The following is a 16,566-nucleotide window of genomic DNA, read 5'->3' on the forward strand; positions in this document are numbered from 1 at the left end:
ATACCGTTGAGGTTGAATGTGATGGCGGGAGTGTGACGGTTCAATGGGATGGGGTGGGGCCGGTGTTTCTTATTGGGCCGGTGGAGGCGGTTTTTTCGGGGGCAATTGCGGATAGCTTGTTAAAAGATTGATTGCTTCTTTGTCGTGAAAGGCGGAGGAGCCCCCATTGAGCTTCGAAGCAGACCTGAGTAGACCCATTCACTGCCCTTCGCGAAAGGCAGCAATCGGCCAGAAGCGGCCATTCGCTCTGGACACTACGCGCATTCAAGCTTATCTCGCAGAAACTCAATAAATCTTTGGGTTTTCGCCGGAAGCAAACGGGTTTCAGTCAGCGCGTAAACCGATACAGGCGATGCCTGCCATTGCGGTAGAACTTTGCGAAGTTTTCCGTCCGCAAGGTCCTGCGCCGCGATACCGTCTGGCAACAACGCCACACCGAGATCCAACGTTGCCAGACGCCTTAGCATGCCTACGCTGTTGAGTTCGAATCGCCCTCCTATATCTACCTGCTCGTTATCTGCCTCGTTGGACAGCGTCCAACGGTCGCCTCCTGCTCCACGCAATCGCAGGCATTCATGGTTGACCAGTTCAGATGGATGCTCAGGAGCACCGGAGACCTCCAAGTATCTTGGAGATGCATACAAGCTGCGCCGCAAGCTTGCGAGCTTACGAGCGATCAGGGTCGAGTTCGGCGGCTCCCCCATCCGAATCACCACATCAACCGGATCACTGATCAGATCGACCTGACGTGGGCTCAGATCGAACTCAAAACTGATGCCGGGGTAGATCCGGGCAAACTCCGCAATCAATGGGGCCAGGTAGACAGTGGCGAAGTCGACGGGTAGCGAGGCGCGCAATAAGCCGCTGGGCCGGGCCAGCATTTCCCCTAGCTGCTCATGCGCCAGACGGGCCTCATCGACGATTCGTTTGCAGCGTTCAAAGTACAACTGGCCCGCTTCGGTGGGCTCGATCTTGCGAGTCGTGCGGTGCAACAACCGCAAGCCAATCCCCTTCTCCAGCGCGCTTATTCGCCGGGACAAGGTCGAGTTGGGTATCCCCAGCGTTTCTGCCGCACGCGTGAAACTATGCGCCTTCACTACCTCGACAAACAGCGCCATGTCGTTGAGAAATTCCACAGCATTATCCCATTAATGGATTAGTCATTTCGGCTTTCGCGGATTTATCCCGAATCCGGATTGATCAATCATAACCACATCACTACTGAGGAACACCGTAATGAATGCTCTTTTTTCCGAAGTCCAGGTAGGCCGCTACTCCCTGTCCAACCGTATCGTCATGGCGCCAATGACCCGCTCGCGCTCCGATGACGCTGGTGTGCCCAGCGACATGGTTGCAACCTACTATGCACAGCGCGCCACCGCCGGCTTGATCATCAGCGAAGGCGTCTTCCCCGTTGCACTCGGTAAAGGCTATGTCCGCACACCAGGTATTGAAACCACCGAACAGATTGCCGCCTGGAAGAAAGTCGCCGACGCGGTTCACGCTCGTGGTGGCCGCATTTTCATGCAATTGATGCACTGCGGGCGGGTTTCACACCCTTCGTTGCTGGCCAACGGCGCACAGCCGCAAGCGCCCTCTGCAATCAAGGCCGCAGGCCAGACCTACACCGCCACCGGGTTGCAGGATTTCGTGATACCCCACGCCCTGACCGTCGCTGAAATTGCCAATGTGGTTGAAGGCTACCGTCAGTCCACACGTCGGGCGATTGAAGCCGGTTTCGACGGTGTTGAATTGCACGCCGCTTCGGGATACCTGCCTGAGCAGTTTCTCTCCACCGGCAGCAACCAGCGCGACGACCAATACGGTGGCTCGGTAGAAAACCGTGCTCGCTTCGTTCTGGAAGTGCTCGCCGCCATGGTGAGTGAAGTGGGCAGTGACCGTGTCGGCATCAAGATCTCTCCAGAGATGAATTTCAACGACATCGTCGATGCCAATCCACAGGAAACCTACACCTACCTGGTCAAGCAACTTCGCGACTTCAAGCTCGCTTATCTGCACGTGGCGCTGTTTGGTGCCCAGTACGACTACCACGCCGCATTGCGTCCGCTATTCGACGGTAGCTACCTGATCGGCAGTGGCCAGACCAAAGACAGCGCCGAGTCGCTGATCGCTGACGGTAAAGCAGACGCAGCGGTGTTCGGCGGTGCCTTCCTGGCCAACCCCGATCTGCCTGAGCGGTTCCGTACAGGCGCTGAGTTGAATACTCCAGAAAAGGACACCTTCTACGCCCCGGGCGAAGAAGGCTATATCGATTATCCCACCCTGTCTCAAGGGGCCTGAGGACCGCAGCCATGCCTTCCATCGCACGTTTACAGCGCATGAACCACGGCAGCCAGTTTCGGGCGTTCAGTCTGCGCGGCGATCAGTATGCGAAACCTATCGATCCATTCCTCGGTGTGGACCATGCATGGATCAGCGGACCGACGTTTCCACCCCATCCGCATGCGGGTTTTTCAGCGGTCTCCTACCTTTTTCTGGATTCGGAAACAGGCATCGACAACCGGGACTCGCTCGGCAATCGCAATCTGATTCAACCCGGTGGTTTGCACTGGACGGCGGCGGGTGAAGGCATCGTTCACGAAGAGGTCCCTGCTGAACCGGGCAAGACTGTTCACATGCTGCAAATTTTTATCAACCTGCCCAAAGACATGCAAGCCGATGCGCCCTTTGTCTTCAGTGTGGAGGCCCAGGATGTGCCTACCGTTTATTTGGCAGGCGCGAAAATACGTGTCCCGCTGGGTAACTTCGAAGGGCTGGATTCTCCGTCGTTACTGCCTACGGACGTAAGGCTTCTGGACATCTCCCTTGAAGTCGCAAGCGAAGTGAAGATTCCGGTACCGCAAGGGCATGTGGCGTTCGTGATGCCAATCGACGGAGAGATGTATATCGACGGGCAGGCCTTCGACCTGACTGACCCCAAGGCGCCGGTCAATCTTCCTCAGGGCGCTGATCGGGTTGTCACCCTGCAAGCAAAGAACGGAAATACCAAGGCAGTCATGTTTTCCGGCACTCCGTTGAATCAACCGGTGTTTTGGCAAGGGCCAATGGCCCTCGCTTCGATGGACGCGCTGGCCACAGCAGTAGACGGCTACCGGCGCGGCGAGTTTGGAACGCTGCAAGCTCGTTAAACGATTCACTTATCCAACAACCGGGGCAAGTGCCCCAACGTAGACGCCAGGAGAATCACCATGACATTCGAAAATTTCAATGCTAAGAATGCGGCCCTACTGCTGATCGATCACCAAGTCGGGACCATGGGCTGGGCTAAATCCATGCCCTTTGAAGAGCTGAAGCGCAACGCACTGATGCTTGCAAAAGCAGCACGCATCCTGAAGCTTCCCGTCGTACTGACTTCCAGCATGGAAGAATATGCCCAAGGCCCGCTGCTGAGCGAACTGGAAGAGATCCTTCCGACTGAATTTGCTAGCCGCATCAAACGACTGGGCATCGTCAATGCAATGGACGATGAAAACTTCGCCGCAGCCGTGAAGGCAACAGGCCGCAAAAAGCTGATCATTGCCGGTGTGACCAACGATGTGTGCACGGTCTACCCGGCGCTATCTTTGGTCCGTGATGGTTATGAAGTCCAGGTAGTTGCCGATGGGGGCGCTTCACCTACCGCCATGGCTGATGACATTGCTTTGCGCCGTATGGATAAGGCCGGTGTGACGCTGACTACCACCAACCAGCTAATCGCCGAACTGGCAGGTAGCTGGGCAACACCGGAAGGCGGCGAGTTGGTTCAAGTGCTTATGGAAGCCTTCGGCGAATAAGCAAAATCTCAATGGCCCGGAACGCCTCCAAGCGGGGCTTCCGGGCTTCTATCGATTGCGCAACAATGTATTTCTGGCTTGATTGGGCTCCCGTGACGTTCATGTTTCAGTCCAGGCCAAGATATTTCTCTCCCCCAACACCACCCACTTCTTCTGCACCCGCTCGAACCAAAACGTCGTATTTATGCCTGTGGGGATGATCAACCATCGCCAGTGCTGACCGACCGCTTTGGGTCGTTTTCTGCCGGTCGAGGCTAATTGCCCATCGGGTCGATCAAACGACTGCTCTGGACCGACGGACGACTGAATCGTAGCCAAGCGCTTCACCTCTGCGGCTCCGAAGCTTCTCGGTATCGATGCGTTTCCGATACGAAATCGATAAATGCCACTGCTGCGGCAACCGCAAGCCGAGCATGCCTAGGCTGCAGCCCGCGATGTTGGCCGTCCTTGCCATGTCCGGTACCGTACAACCCTCTCAACTGCGTGAGATTGCTGGTCAACTGAGTGAGGTTGCGGAGGATATTTTTGATGTTTTCAGCGCCCTTAGCTGCTTCACTGACTTCGTCAGGAACCAACTGCAATGCTTTGGTAACCTTTTTCGTCAGATTGCCTAGGTCATCAGCCTTGGTGAACGGAATTTCTCGTTTCGTGAGAATGGACTTGCAGCAGCTTTCCACCAGTTCTTTGGCGGTCCCGATCGCCAATTCTGGGTCTGAATCGATGGCATATTCCAGACGCTCAATTTGCTTCGCCATCCATCCAGCGCTCAACGCCTCGACAACTACTCTCGCTCGCATGACCGACCTGGCTGCGTTCGCTTCTGTCGAAGTGCTGCTTATCAACCGGTAGGAAAAGCGTGGGCGGCCGGCGATTTGCTGCTCTTGGTACAACTCCCAGCCGGCGTTCTGGAGTTGATCGTTGAAATGCTCAACAAGCTTAAACGCTTCATCCCGTTGGGGGCGAACTACGGGGTGCACCGTTTCGCAGAGAAACCGGAGAAATGCCTCAGCACTCCCATCGAAGAGGTTGAATCGGGAGTCGCTAAAGATCCAGTCATCGTCCCAGTCATCGTTGTTATAGCGATGCTGCCAAATGTCACCGACGGCGTCTTTGTAGCGACTGTCCGTGGAAGGAAGGGTTTCAAGCTCATACAGCCGACTCAGAAACTCAACATCATTGAGCTCGCCATACCACTTCACATTCTCTAGACGTAGGCCGTCCGTGATGTTTTGCCGCACCGATTTCGGCAGGTTGGAAGACCTCCCTGAACGCCAATCCGCATGGAATTCACGTGCGGGTACGATCAGCGCCGAGTAGGCGTCGTTTTGCTCGTGCTCGGTTACCGTCTTCAGCGCAGTTGTGATCCTTTCCTGAAGCTGGGCCCGCTTGACCCCGAGCTTGGCGTACTCCAACGCAGGAACGATGAATTGGATATCCCAATAGTTGGTTCCGCCATTCCAGTTGTCGTTGCCCGTCAGTTCCGCATTCGCAGGATGGCCGCGGACTATCTCAGCCGCCTCAACAGCACCCTCTGCACGCAGAACCGCGTACACCGTCGCCAAAAGCGGCTCAATTTCGGTTTGCTCCATACGGCCCCCATTCCAGATAACTGGGAGTCATCGTAGCTAGCAGGAAGGGGCATCTGCTACCAAAATTGGATGCGTCGGTGAAAAAGCCAAACCCGAGGCCTGCATAGCAAACCGGGGGCATTCACCGGCCATTCACTTTTCAGTCTTTTCCCTGCTGGCCTTCCCAGTAGTCAATGCTTATGTAGTCGACTTCATCATTTAACACACAGCCGTGGTGCAAATACGCCCTGCCAATTATCTCGTTGATAACTGAGGAGAAAACTGGTTCGGGATGAAGATTTGCGTCAGTGAGTTCGATACACATCTGCCGCTGCTAGTAGAGAAGGTTAAATCGCCCTTAAGATCGTAGACACATCGAGCGACCGCTATTGGCCGAAAGCCGACCTCGCCAATGCTGTATACAGCTAGGCGGTTTCGGTCGGAAATAGTCATGGACTACCCAACATGATTCACCGGATATTTACATATCGAAGATCGCATAGGGGCGAGTTCCCCGGAACGAAGCTACCTTGGATGGCCAACCTAGCTGGCAGCAACTGAGATCTGGAACCTAAGGAGCATCAGATGCCTACAACTACAGTTAACATCGTCCTTGATGGTCTCGTCGATGATCTGTACGCACTCAGTTTGCTTTTTCCCAAAGGCGCGCATTCTGGCTTCCACATCGCGACTAAGTTGACCGGCGTGAAAGACGGACTGCTCGATCGCGAAAAGGGGACAGATTTATTTATACGCGCTCACAGAAAATTTGCTTCGGCCAAAAGCAACCCCTACAGATTCGTCGCCTAACTCCATCGAAATTTCCTACAACCTAATAGGCTTGCACCTAGGAAGCAACATTACTAACCTCCCTCTGCCGCTGCCAATACAGCGACCGGGTGTGGTAGCCCGACTTTCTCATAGGAGCCCAGTTCATTGGAGTTCCAAATGCTCGACGAAAACGTTAACCCATCCGAAACTTCCGAATCCCCACCCCGCAAACCCGCCGAGGCCGAGCGCCGGGCAAACCCGATCTTCGCCGTCGTCCCCACCGCAAGCACTGAAACCTTGCTGGTTCACGCGTGCGAAACACTTGCCTCTGCAAGCGTTATGGCCAGTGAGCTGGCGTTCATACTCGAAGGCCCCAAATGCAATTTGGCACTGGGCATTCAGCAAATGATTGCGTTAGCGGAATTGACGGTGAATCGGGTGCTGGATCAGGTTGACCCGCAGGAGTAGGCGAGGGCGTTGATATAACGTGATGCGCCAACAGAAGCTCTGCCCCATTTAGTCGGGGCAGGGCTTTTTTTGTTTTTGGATTGAAGCCACAGCATCAGAGATCGCCAAGCCAGTGCCTTCATCACTCGGAAAAGATTGAGTTAGGATCATCAAAGCCTAAAAACGGAACATCTCAACCAAAGGACGCGACACTCATGGAAACCCCCTTTTCTCAAATCAGCGAGCGTTTGAACAATCGCCGGTTTACCGTCGCGAATAACGCTCAAGGGCTGTCCGGTGCCGGCATCGTGTTTCACTACCACGTCGAGGGGAATGCCATTTCGAGCACTTACCAGGGCGGACGGATACGCATCGGTCATCAAGTCGGGCGTGTGACAGGCCCCGATACGATTGAGCTGCTTTTTCAGTGTTTGACGGCGGATGGCGAAATGCTTGCCGGCTGGTCTCGTGGCACGGTGGGCGTTGATCACGCAGGGCGTACCACTCTGGCCTTCGTTTGGGGTTGGTTGTCGGGCGCGACGGGCGGTGGGGAGTCGAGCTACGTCGAGCTTACGGCGTAGCGGTTAAGGTTTATGATCATTGCGTCGACACCCGTGCGGCAGTCGCTCCGACTCGTTCAACAGTCCGATCCGTAATCAATAACGCGCCACTTTCATTGAGGAGAATGACCGTTCATGACGACGCAAACCGAAACCGCCATCCTGGCCGGTGGTTGCTTCTGGGGTATGCAGGATTTGCTGCGACGTTACCCCGGCGTGCTGTCCACACGGGTGGGTTACTCGGGAGGCGATGTGCCGAACGCGACTTATCGCAACCACGGCAATCACGCGGAAGCCATCGAGATCGTGTTCGATCCGCAACAAATCAGCTATCGCCAGATTCTCGAGTTCTTTTTCCAGATTCATGACCCCACCACCCAAAATCGCCAAGGCAACGATGTCGGCGCGAGCTACCGATCTGCGTTGTTCTACCTCAGCGATGAGCAGAGAGAGGTTGCCGAAGACACCGTGGCCGACGTCGAAGCTTCCGGCCTTTGGCCCGGCAAGGTGGTCACCGAAATCACCCCGGCCGGCCCGTTTTGGGAAGCGGAACCGGAACACCAGGATTACCTCGAACGGCTTCCCGACGGTTATACCTGCCACTTCATCCGACCCAACTGGAAATTGCCCAAACGCGGGTAATCAAGTACAGGGGCGGCTCGAATGGGCCGTCTCTGTTCAGCCGCTTTGAGGCAGGTTCAAACCCGCTTCAACACACTGTCCCCCGCATCCTTGGGCAACCTGATCACATCAACCAACGCCAACAACCCCAACACCGCCACACCCACAAACGCCACTCGAAAGTCAGCCACCTGCGCCTGCAACTCATGGCCTTGCACCGACATCGACGCCCGCAACAACAACGCCGCAATCGTCACCCCCAACCCCATGGCCAGTTGAAAGAACATGCTGAATAACGCCGACGCTTCGCTCATCCGTGCCTTGGGCACGTCGGCAAAGCCGATGGAGTTGTAGCAGGTGAATTGCATGGATCGCGACAAGCCACCCACAAAAAGCACGGCGGCAATCACGGCAAATGGCGTCTGAGGGGTAAACAGCGCGCAGACCAGAATGGAAATTACGCCGATGACGCCATTGACCAGCAGGACTTGGCGAAAGCCATAACGCTGCATGATTGCCGTGGTGAACGGCTTCATCGCCAGATTGCCGGCGAACACCGCGAGCACCAGCAGGCCGGCGTCGACGGGCGATAAGCCGAAGCCGACCTGGAACAGCAGCGGCAGCAAAAACGGCAAGGCGCTGATGGCCAGGCGAAAGAGTGATCCGCCGAAGAGGCTGACCCGAAAGGTGTTGATGGACACGGTGCCGAGCGGCAAAAGTGGGTGGGTGTGATGTCGGCAGTGGTGCACGGCCCATGCGGCGAGAATCGCGCCGGCGATCACTAGCGCGAGTCCTGAGTACATGGCGTTGCCGTGCTGGCTGCCCAGCCATTCCAGGCCGCCCAGCAGCGAGGCGCAGGCGCCGGCCAGCAGGGCGAAGCCTTTGCCGTCGAATGGGCGCACGTTGTCTTCGCGTCCTTCGGGCACGAGCCACAGTGCGGCAAATAGCGCCAATGCACCGAGCGGCAGGTTGACGTAAAAGATCCACGGCCATGATGCGTGGGTGACGATCAGGCCGCCCACGATTGGCCCGAGAATGGGCGCTACCAGGCCGGGCCAGGTAATCACCGCGATCATTTTCACCAGGTCTTTTTTGTCGGTGTTGCGCAGCACGGCCAGGCGTCCCACCGGCACCATCAGCGCGCCGCCGATGCCCTGGAGCACGCGGGCGAAAACGAACATTTCGATGTTCTGGCTGAGCCCGCACAGGAGCGAGGCGAGGGTGAAGACGATGATTGCGCCGGCAAACACCTTTCGCGCACCGAAGCGGTCGGCGATCCAGCTGGACAGCGGGATGAAGATCGCCACCGCAAGAATGTAGGCGGTGATGCCGATGTTCATGTCGACCGGCGTAATGCCGAATGCGCTGGCCATGGTGGGCAGCGCGGTGGCGATGACCGTCGCGTCGAGGTTTTCCATGAAAAAGGTCACCGCCACCACCAGCGCGATCAGCCGGGTTTGCAGGCGCAGGCCAGACTCGGCTGTGACACTTGAATCTGGCGTGGCGGGTGACTTCACCGATGTGATCCTTTTTCGAGGTCATTCAAACAAAAAACAACGCCACGAGTTTTACCATTCCAGGACCACTCAGTCTCTAGCTCCGAGGCTTGAGACGCTCGACGATTGCCTTGCCCACGTCCAGCGCGGAACCTGGGTTTTGGCCGGTCACCAGTTCGCGGTCGATGACGACGTTGGAGGTCCACGGCGAGGTGTTGCTGCGATAGACGCCGCCCGCGTGTTCCAGCGCCGTTTGCGGATAGAACTTCATCGCGCCGCCATTCAACAAGCCCTTGGCCAATTCCTCTTCCTGATTGCTGATGACGGTGAATTTGTAGCCGGCGTAGGTCCAGCCTTTGGTGGAGGCTTTGCCAGCGGTTTCGAGTTGTCGGGTGAATGCGACGGGATCGGCCAGGGTCGACAGCAGGGCAATCGGGCCGTGGCAGACGAGGGCGGTGGTCTTGCCGTTGTCATGGAAGTTGTTCAGCAGTTTACCCAGCGCGGCGCTGTGCAGCAGGTCTTGCATTGGCGCGTGGCCGCCGGGGACGTAGACGGCATCGAAATGCTCGTAGCCGATCTGTTCGACCCGCGCCAGGCTGATGACCGGCGACTCGCCTTTTGAAGTGACTTTTAGCTGATCCAGCAGCGCCTTGTGCGCCTGTAAGGCCGCCACGTCATTGTTGAAATACATCTTGTCGTTGGACGATTGGTCCAGTGTCGGCGCCTTGCCAGTCGGTGTGGCGAAGGTGACCGAGTGCCCGGCATCGAGCAGCAGTTTCACCGGTTGCATCAGTTCGTTCAGGTAGAAACCGGTGGCGAAAACCTTCTGGTCCTTGAGGTCGAGGTGGTCGGAATCGGACAGCACGATCAGGACATTGCTGGCCTGTGCGTTGAAGGCAGCCGCGGAAATGGTCATGGCGAGGGCGAGTCGGGCGATAGGGCGCATGGGAGCTTCCGAACAGTGAGGTGATCGATCGGCGGTCGCCGGATCGTTGATTCACTATATTCATGCCTGTGTGGGCGATAAACTCGCTGCGAAGGAAAGCACTTGTTCTTTGGAGGTAAGAGTGACTCGTCGATTCGATTATCTCGCGGACGTTGAAGTGTTCGTCACCGTGGTGGAAAAGGGCTCGTTGAGCGCCGGGGCGGTGTTTCTGGCGACCACGCCGTCGGTGGTCAGCCGGGCGATTTCGCGCCTGGAAGCGCGCCTTGGCGTCCAGCTGTTGCGGCGCACGACCCGGCGTCTGAGCCTGACCGAGGCGGGCCTGCTTTACCTTGAACAATCCCGCGCGGCGTTCGGGTTGATCGATGATGCCGAACGAACGATCCAGGGGCAGGAAGGCGAGTTGACCGGGCGTGTGCGGCTGAGTGTGCCGACGACCTACGGGCATTTCCGGTTGCCGCCATTGCTGTGCCGCTTTACCCGGCAGTACCCGCAAGTGCGCATCGAGTTGAGCATCAGCAATCGCAATGTGGATTTGGTGGCGGAAGGGTATGACCTGGCGATTCGTCTCGGGCAATTGCCGGACAGCGGCCTGATCGGACGCAAGCTGGAGGACGCGGGTTTGTGCCTGGTCGCCGCGCCGGACTACCTGAAACGTGCCGGCACACCGCGCAGTGTCGACGAACTGGCGGCGCATGCCTGCCTGCCGTTTGTGATGCCCAGCAGCGGCCGCGTCGGGCCTTGGTTGTTTCGTGAAGAGGGGGTTGATCGGGAGTGGATACCCGAGGCGAATGTGCAGGTGTCCGACGACGTGCTGGGTATTGTGTCCCTGGCCGAGCATGGGATGGGGATTTGCCAGAGCTACGATTTCATCGTCCGCGAGCGCATTCAAAGTGGACGCTTGGTGCCGCTGCTTGAACAGTCGGGCGGACGCTCCCGACCGTTTTCAGTGATCTATCCGCCCCATCGCCAATTGTCAGCGACCGCACGGGCCTTGATCGACTTCCTCACCCGAGAAGTGGCCGAGCCAGCCGGCGAGCCGTCCCGGTAGGTTTCAGCGTACTTGATGCACCGCAGCGCCTGGATCGCCAGCAAGCCGGCTCCTACAGGTTTTGCGCGAACCCTCAATCCCGAACACACCCACAATCTGTAGGAGCCGGCTTGCCGGCGATAGCAATCTCACGGACGCCATCGCCAGCAAGCCGGGCTCCTACAGGTTTTGCGTAAACCCTCAACCCCGAACACCCCCACAATTTGTAGGAGCCGGCTTGCCGGCGATGGCGATCTCACGGACGCCATCGCCAGCAAGCTGGCTCCTACAGGTTTTGCGTTAACCCTCAACCCCGAACACCCCCACAATTTGTAGGAGCCGGCTTGCCGGCGATGGCGATCTCACGGACGCCATCGCCAGCAAGCTGGCTCCTACAGGTTTTGCGTGAACCCTCAATCCCGAACACACCCACAATTTGTAGGAGCCGGCTTGCTGGCGATGGCGATCTCACGGACGCCATCGCCAGCAAGCCGGGCTCCTACAGGTTTTGCGTGAACCCTCAATCCCGAACACCCCCACAATCTGTAGGAGCCGGCTTGCTGGCGATAGCGATCTCACGGACGCCATCGCCAGTAAGCCGGACTCCTACAGGTTTTGCGTAAATCCTCAATCCCGAACACCCCCACGATCTGTAGGAGCCGGCTTGCCGGCGATGGCAATCTCGCAGACGCCATCGCCAGCAAGCCGGGCTCCTACAAAGCGTTCAGCTGTTGCGGCAATAATTCATCGATCATCCGCAAACAATGATTCAACCCTGGCGACACGTCGCCCACGCGTCGGCTGAGGATGATCGGCGAGGTCGCGTTGTCTTCCAGCAGCGGCGTGAAGCCGATGTCGTCGCGGTGCAGCAATTGCACCGAGGCCGGCACCAGGGTGACGCCGATTCCTGCGCCCACCAGGCCGATGGCGGTTTGCAGTTCGTTGGTCCACTGCGCCACGTGAATGCTGACGCCATAGGACTCGAACAGCCCGATCACATGGTCGGCGTAGCTGGGGCGCGGGTTGCCGGGGTACAGCACGAAAGGTTCCTTCGCCAGTTCGCGCAGGCTGATCGGCCCGGCCAGTAGCGGATGACCGGCGGGCAGGGCGGCGACCAGCCGGTCTTCGGTCAACACCGTCTGGATGATGGCCGGGTCGTCGATGCGGATGCGGCCGAAACCGATATCGATCCGACCGGCCTTGAGCGCCTGCACCTGTTGCAGCGTGGTCATTTCCGAGAGCCCCAGTTCCAGCTCCAGAGGCTCGCCGCTGCGCAAACGGCGAATCAGTTCCGGCAGCACGCCATAGAGTGTCGACGGCGCAAAACCAATCCCCAGCCAGGTTTTTTCCCCCAGGCCGATGCGTCGCGTGTTGTCGCAGACCTTGCCCAGTTGCTCCAGCAGGGCAGTGCTGTGTTCATGGAAAAACCGCCCGGCGTCGGTCAGTTTCAGCGGCCGTCCGCGATCCAGCAGCAACACCCCGAGTTCATCCTCCAGTTGCTGAATCTGTCGGCTCAGTGGCGGCTGGGCGATGTGCAGCAGTTCGGCGGCGCGGGTGAAGTTGAGGGTTTGAGCCAACACCTGAAAATACCGCAGGTGACGCAGTTCCATGAGGCCTCCGCAAAGCAGTTTGCATACCTTAAAGGTATCAAGTCAGACCAATTCTATATTGGCTTCCCGAAAAAAGCCGTACCAGAATCGGTTCCAGAACTTTAAGAACCTGACGGGTATCGACATGCTTGCAACTGCCATTGAATCGATCGAGACGATCATCGTCGATCTGCCGACCATCCGCCCGCACAAGCTGGCGATGCACACCATGCAGAACCAGACGCTGGTGATCATTCGCGTGCGCTGCGCCGATGGCATTGAAGGCATTGGCGAATCCACCACCATCGGTGGCCTGGCGTATGGCAATGAAAGCCCGGACAGCATCAAGACCAACATCGACCGGCACTTCGCGCCGCTGCTGCTGGGTCAGGACAGCGCCAACGTCAACGCTGCGATGTTGCGCCTGGAGCGCAGCATCCGTGGCAACACCTTCGCCAAGTCAGGTATCGAAACCGCGTTGCTTGATGCCCAGGGCAAACGCCTAGGCCTGCCGGTCAGCGAACTGCTGGGCGGCCGCGTTCGGGATGCGCTGCCAGTGGCCTGGACCCTGGCCAGCGGTGACACCGACAAGGACATCGCCGAAGCGGAAAAAATGCTCGACCTGCGCCGCCATCGCATCTTCAAACTGAAAATCGGTGCCGGCGAAGTCAATCGCGATCTGGCTCACGTCATCGCGATCAAGAAAGCCCTCGGCGATCGCGCCAGCGTGCGGGTCGACGTCAATCAGGCTTGGGATGAAGCCGTCGCGTTGCGCGCCTGCCGGATTCTCGGCAGCAACGGAATCGACCTGATCGAGCAGCCGATCTCGCGCAATAACCGCTCGGGCATGGCGCGCCTGAACGCCATCAGCCCGGCGCCGATCATGGCCGATGAATCCATCGAGTGCGTGGAAGATGCGTTCAACCTGGCCCGTGAAGGTGCGGCTTCGGTGTTCGCCCTGAAGATCGCCAAGAACGGCGGCCCACGCGCCGTGCTGCGGACCGCCGCGATTGCCGAAGCGGCGGGCATCGGCCTGTACGGCGGCACCATGCTTGAAGGTGGTCTGGGCACCATGGCTTCGGCCCATGCCTTCGTCACGCTGAACAAGCTGGCGTGGGACACCGAGCTGTTCGGCCCGCTGCTGTTGACCGAAGACATTCTCAGCGAGCCGCTGGTCTATCGCGATTTCGAGCTGCACGTGCCGAAAACCCCGGGGCTGGGCCTGAACCTCGATGAAGAACGCCTGGCGTTTTTCCGTCGTGACAAGACATCCACTGCCATTCATCAAGCCTGAGGAGAGCATTATGCTGTTCCACGTAAAGATGACCGTGAATTTACCGGTCGACATGAACCCCGAACGCGCCGCGCAGCTCAAGGCTGACGAAAAAGCCCTGGCCCAGCGTCTGCAGGATCAAGGCAAGTGGCGTCACCTGTGGCGCATTGCCGGGCTCTATGCCAATTACAGCGTGTTCGATGTCGACAGCGTTCAAGAGCTGCACGACTTGCTCATGCAATTGCCGCTGTACCCGTACATGGCGATCGAAGTCACCGCGATGTGCCGGCATCCTTCTTCCATCCGCGAGGATGACCGCTGAACCTGGCCTGTTCAGTTCGCCACGCTAATAATTACAAGATGAGGAACCCATAAAATGAACGTAAAAATTTCCCACACTGCCAAAGCCCAGAAGTTTCTCGAAGAGGCCAGCGGCCTGCACAACGATGCCGGCAATCCGCGCACCAAAGCGCTGATCTACCGCATCCTGCGTGATTCGGTGAACATCATCGAAGACCTCGCTGTGACCCCGGAAGAGTTCTGGAAAGCCGTCAACTACCTCAACGTGCTGGGTGCGCGCCAGGAGGCTGGACTGGTGGTGGCCGGGTTGGGCCTGGAACACTACCTCGACCTGCTGATGGACGCCGAAGACGAACAGGCCGGCAAGGCTGGCGGCACGCCGCGCACCATCGAAGGCCCGTTGTACGTGGCCGGTGCACCGTTGTCCCAAGGTGAAGCGCGTCTGGATGATGGCGTCGATCCGGGTGTGACGCTGTTCATGCAGGGCCGTGTGTTCAACACCGCTGGCGAACCATTGGCCGGTGCGATTGTGGATGTCTGGCACGCCAATACCGGCGGCACTTATTCGTACTTCGATACCACGCAATCTGAATTCAACCTGCGTCGGCGCATCGTCACCGACGCCGAAGGTCGCTACCGCTTCCGCAGCATCGTGCCGTCGGGTTACGGCTGCCCGCCGGACGGTCCGACCCAGCAACTGCTCGATCAACTGGGCCGTCACGGCCAGCGTCCGGCGCACGTGCACTTCTTCATCTCGGCGGCGGATCACCGTCACCTGACCACCCAGATCAACCTCGACGGCGATCAATACCTGCACGACGATTTTGCCTACGCCACCCGTGACGAGCTGATCGCGAAAATCACCTTCAGCGATGATCAACAACGCGCAGCGGCGCATGGCGTCAGCGGTCGTTTTGCCGAGATCGAATTCGATTTCACCTTGCAGTCGTCCGCCCAGCCGCAAGAGCAGCAGCGTCACGAGCGGGTTCGCGCACTGGAGGACTGATCTCTATAACGGTGGGACCATTGTGGGAGCGAGCCTGCTCGCGAAGGGGGCCGGACATTCCACATGTCGATCAACTGACACACCGCCGCAAGCACTGCCTTAGAATGACCCGTCGCACCCCATAAAAACAACGAGAGTGACCCGATGATGCAAGCGCAACTGTTGAGTCAGCGCAGCTCCGTATTCGACCATGCCGACCCGTACGCGGTGTCGGGCTACGTCAATCAGCATGTCGGTAATCATTGCATCCTGATGCCGCGCGCCGGGCAACCCCTGGCCAGTCTCAATCATCGCAAGTTTGCCAGCCTCGACCTGTGCCGCATCAGCTATGGCGGCAGCGTGCGGGTCACCTCGGGCGCGCTGGAAAGCATCTATCACCTGCAAGTGTTGCTGCGTGGCAACTGCCTGTGGCGCGGGCACGGTCAGGAACATTACTTCGCGCCTGGCGAGTTGCTGCTGATCAATCCCGACGATCCGGTGGACCTGACGTACTCTGACGATTGCGAAAAATTCATCCTCAAAGTTCCCACGACGTTGCTTGAGTCCGTGTGCGACGAGCAGCGCTGGCGCTATCCGGGGCAGGGCGTGCGGTTTCTGGAGAACCGTTACCAGCTCAATGAACTGGAAGGGTTTGTCGGTCTGCTGGCGATGATTTGCCAGGAGGCCGAGGCCACCGAGCAGATTCCCAAGGTGCAGGAGCATTACGCACAGATTATCGTCAGCAAGATGCTCAGCCTGATGCAGACCAACGTCAGCCGCATCAACCTCGGCTCACAGACGGCCACGTTCGAGGTGATTGCCGACTACATCGCACGCCACCTCAAGCAGGACATCGACAGTGAAGAACTGGCGCGTCAGGCGCGGATGAGCCTGCGTTCACTGTATGGCTTGTTCGAACGCAACGCCGGCACTACGCCGAAAAACTACATCCGGCAGAAACGTCTGGAGCGTATCAATGCCTGTTTGAGCGACCCGACCTGTAATGTGCGTAACGTTACGGAAGTGGCGATGGATTATGGTTTTTTGCATTTGGGGCGATTCTCCGACAACTACCGCAAACAGTTCGGCGAGTTACCGTCGGACACCCTCAAACGCCGCGAGTGATCGCAGGTACACCACGAACTGTAGGAGCCGGCTTGCTGGCGATTCAAACGACGCGGTCTATCTG

Annotated in this window: 17 protein-coding genes and 1 pseudogene; 13 read left to right on the forward strand and 5 right to left on the reverse strand. The window is 58.1% G+C overall.

The window, feature by feature from the left end:
- Window positions 1-131, forward strand: a pseudogene (locus tag KGB27_RS27595) (diaminopimelate epimerase); the annotation flags it as partial.
- A gap of 123 nt (window positions 132-254) precedes the next feature.
- Here the strand turns inward: KGB27_RS27595 and KGB27_RS27600 are convergent.
- Window positions 255-1,136 carry a LysR family transcriptional regulator gene (locus KGB27_RS27600; RefSeq protein ID WP_223451897.1) on the reverse strand — a complete coding sequence of 294 codons (882 nt, stop codon included), beginning with the start codon at window positions 1,134-1,136 and terminating at the stop codon, window positions 255-257.
- Window positions 1,137-1,236: 100 nt separating this feature from the next.
- On the opposite strand from KGB27_RS27600, the gene KGB27_RS27605 reads away from it, so the two are divergent.
- The 3 genes from KGB27_RS27605 to KGB27_RS27615 are packed head-to-tail and all read left to right on the forward strand — an operon-like array spanning window position 1,237 to window position 3,794.
- The gene (locus KGB27_RS27605; RefSeq protein ID WP_223557081.1) at window positions 1,237-2,301 is read left to right on the forward strand and encodes an alkene reductase; all 1,065 of its coding nucleotides are present in this window, start codon (window positions 1,237-1,239) and stop codon (window positions 2,299-2,301) included.
- A gap of 11 nt (window positions 2,302-2,312) precedes the next feature.
- The gene (locus tag KGB27_RS27610) at window positions 2,313-3,149 is read left to right on the forward strand and encodes a pirin family protein (RefSeq protein ID WP_223557083.1); all 837 of its coding nucleotides are present in this window, start codon (window positions 2,313-2,315) and stop codon (window positions 3,147-3,149) included.
- 60 nt (window positions 3,150-3,209) lie between these two features.
- The gene (locus KGB27_RS27615; RefSeq protein ID WP_223451891.1) at window positions 3,210-3,794 is read left to right on the forward strand and encodes an isochorismatase family protein; all 585 of its coding nucleotides are present in this window, start codon (window positions 3,210-3,212) and stop codon (window positions 3,792-3,794) included.
- A 323-nt stretch (window positions 3,795-4,117) separates the two neighbouring features.
- On the opposite strand, the gene KGB27_RS27620 is transcribed toward KGB27_RS27615, so the two are convergent.
- Window positions 4,118-5,383, reverse strand: coding sequence for an abortive infection family protein (locus KGB27_RS27620; RefSeq protein ID WP_223557085.1), 1,266 nt, complete (start codon window positions 5,381-5,383; stop codon window positions 4,118-4,120).
- Between the two features lie 564 nt (window positions 5,384-5,947).
- Here KGB27_RS27620 and KGB27_RS27625 point away from each other — a divergent pair.
- From KGB27_RS27625 to msrA, 4 genes are all read left to right on the forward strand, one after another.
- Entirely contained in the window at window positions 5,948-6,172 is a 225-nt protein-coding gene (locus KGB27_RS27625) for a hypothetical protein (RefSeq protein WP_223557087.1), read from the forward strand.
- A 138-nt stretch (window positions 6,173-6,310) separates the two neighbouring features.
- A complete protein-coding gene (locus tag KGB27_RS27630) occupies window positions 6,311-6,601 on the forward strand; it encodes a DUF6124 family protein (RefSeq protein ID WP_207286411.1) in 291 nt (96 codons plus the stop codon).
- Between the two features lie 194 nt (window positions 6,602-6,795).
- A complete protein-coding gene (locus KGB27_RS27635) occupies window positions 6,796-7,161 on the forward strand; it encodes a hypothetical protein (RefSeq protein WP_223557090.1) in 366 nt (121 codons plus the stop codon).
- 114 nt (window positions 7,162-7,275) lie between these two features.
- Entirely contained in the window at window positions 7,276-7,782 is a 507-nt protein-coding gene (msrA, locus tag KGB27_RS27640; RefSeq protein ID WP_192228409.1) for a peptide-methionine (S)-S-oxide reductase MsrA, read from the forward strand.
- 56 nt (window positions 7,783-7,838) lie between these two features.
- Here the strand turns inward: msrA and KGB27_RS27645 are convergent, their stop codons facing one another.
- Window positions 7,839-9,278 carry a DHA2 family efflux MFS transporter permease subunit gene (locus KGB27_RS27645; RefSeq protein ID WP_223557091.1) on the reverse strand — a complete coding sequence of 480 codons (1,440 nt, stop codon included), beginning with the start codon at window positions 9,276-9,278 and terminating at the stop codon, window positions 7,839-7,841.
- A gap of 76 nt (window positions 9,279-9,354) precedes the next feature.
- Window positions 9,355-10,203: a type 1 glutamine amidotransferase domain-containing protein gene (locus KGB27_RS27650; protein ID WP_223557092.1), complete on the reverse strand. Its 849-nt coding sequence runs from the start codon at window positions 10,201-10,203 to the stop codon at window positions 9,355-9,357.
- Window positions 10,204-10,324: 121 nt separating this feature from the next.
- Here KGB27_RS27650 and KGB27_RS27655 point away from each other — a divergent pair, with 121 nt between their 5' ends.
- The gene (locus tag KGB27_RS27655) at window positions 10,325-11,251 is read left to right on the forward strand and encodes a LysR family transcriptional regulator (protein ID WP_223557093.1); all 927 of its coding nucleotides are present in this window, start codon (window positions 10,325-10,327) and stop codon (window positions 11,249-11,251) included.
- Window positions 11,252-11,943: 692 nt separating this feature from the next.
- Here the strand turns inward: KGB27_RS27655 and KGB27_RS27660 are convergent.
- A complete protein-coding gene (locus KGB27_RS27660) occupies window positions 11,944-12,840 on the reverse strand; it encodes a LysR family transcriptional regulator (RefSeq protein ID WP_223557094.1) in 897 nt (298 codons plus the stop codon).
- Window positions 12,841-12,964: 124 nt separating this feature from the next.
- Between KGB27_RS27660 and KGB27_RS27665 the strand changes: the two genes are divergently transcribed.
- From KGB27_RS27665 to KGB27_RS27680, 4 genes are all read left to right on the forward strand, one after another.
- Entirely contained in the window at window positions 12,965-14,113 is a 1,149-nt protein-coding gene (locus KGB27_RS27665) for a muconate cycloisomerase family protein (RefSeq protein WP_008029080.1), read from the forward strand.
- Window positions 14,114-14,123: 10 nt separating this feature from the next.
- On the forward strand, window positions 14,124-14,414 hold the full coding sequence (catC, locus tag KGB27_RS27670; RefSeq protein WP_008029082.1) for a muconolactone Delta-isomerase: 291 nt from the start codon (window positions 14,124-14,126) through the stop codon (window positions 14,412-14,414).
- Between the two features lie 54 nt (window positions 14,415-14,468).
- The gene (catA, locus tag KGB27_RS27675; RefSeq protein ID WP_192417572.1) at window positions 14,469-15,398 is read left to right on the forward strand and encodes a catechol 1,2-dioxygenase; all 930 of its coding nucleotides are present in this window, start codon (window positions 14,469-14,471) and stop codon (window positions 15,396-15,398) included.
- A gap of 144 nt (window positions 15,399-15,542) precedes the next feature.
- The gene (locus KGB27_RS27680) at window positions 15,543-16,502 is read left to right on the forward strand and encodes an AraC family transcriptional regulator (RefSeq protein WP_008044866.1); all 960 of its coding nucleotides are present in this window, start codon (window positions 15,543-15,545) and stop codon (window positions 16,500-16,502) included.
- Window positions 16,503-16,566: the final 64 nt, after the last annotated feature.

It is taken from the genome of Pseudomonas sp. BF-R-01 (genome assembly GCF_019946615.1).
In the GTDB taxonomy this organism is placed as follows: Bacteria; Pseudomonadota; Gammaproteobacteria; order Pseudomonadales; family Pseudomonadaceae; genus Aquipseudomonas; species Aquipseudomonas migulae.

Bases quoted from the DNA above. Each gene is read 5' to 3' on its own strand.
- KGB27_RS27605 (WP_223557081.1), top strand. From the start codon at position 1,237: ATGAATGCTCTTTTTTCCGAAGTCCAGGTAGGCCGCTACTCCCTGTCC.
- KGB27_RS27610 (WP_223557083.1), top strand. From the start codon at position 2,313: ATGCCTTCCATCGCACGTTTACAGCGCATGAACCACGGCAGCCAGTTT.
- KGB27_RS27615 (WP_223451891.1), top strand. From the start codon at position 3,210: ATGACATTCGAAAATTTCAATGCTAAGAATGCGGCCCTACTGCTGATC.
- KGB27_RS27620 (WP_223557085.1), bottom strand. From the start codon at position 5,383: ATGGAGCAAACCGAAATTGAGCCGCTTTTGGCGACGGTGTACGCGGTT.
- KGB27_RS27625 (WP_223557087.1), top strand. From the start codon at position 5,948: ATGCCTACAACTACAGTTAACATCGTCCTTGATGGTCTCGTCGATGAT.
- KGB27_RS27630 (WP_207286411.1), top strand. From the start codon at position 6,311: ATGCTCGACGAAAACGTTAACCCATCCGAAACTTCCGAATCCCCACCC.
- KGB27_RS27635 (WP_223557090.1), top strand. From the start codon at position 6,796: ATGGAAACCCCCTTTTCTCAAATCAGCGAGCGTTTGAACAATCGCCGG.
- msrA (WP_192228409.1), top strand. From the start codon at position 7,276: ATGACGACGCAAACCGAAACCGCCATCCTGGCCGGTGGTTGCTTCTGG.
- KGB27_RS27650 (WP_223557092.1), bottom strand. From the start codon at position 10,203: ATGCGCCCTATCGCCCGACTCGCCCTCGCCATGACCATTTCCGCGGCT.
- KGB27_RS27660 (WP_223557094.1), bottom strand. From the start codon at position 12,840: ATGGAACTGCGTCACCTGCGGTATTTTCAGGTGTTGGCTCAAACCCTC.
- KGB27_RS27665 (WP_008029080.1), top strand. From the start codon at position 12,965: ATGCTTGCAACTGCCATTGAATCGATCGAGACGATCATCGTCGATCTG.
- catC (WP_008029082.1), top strand. From the start codon at position 14,124: ATGCTGTTCCACGTAAAGATGACCGTGAATTTACCGGTCGACATGAAC.
- catA (WP_192417572.1), top strand. From the start codon at position 14,469: ATGAACGTAAAAATTTCCCACACTGCCAAAGCCCAGAAGTTTCTCGAA.
- KGB27_RS27680 (WP_008044866.1), top strand. From the start codon at position 15,543: ATGATGCAAGCGCAACTGTTGAGTCAGCGCAGCTCCGTATTCGACCAT.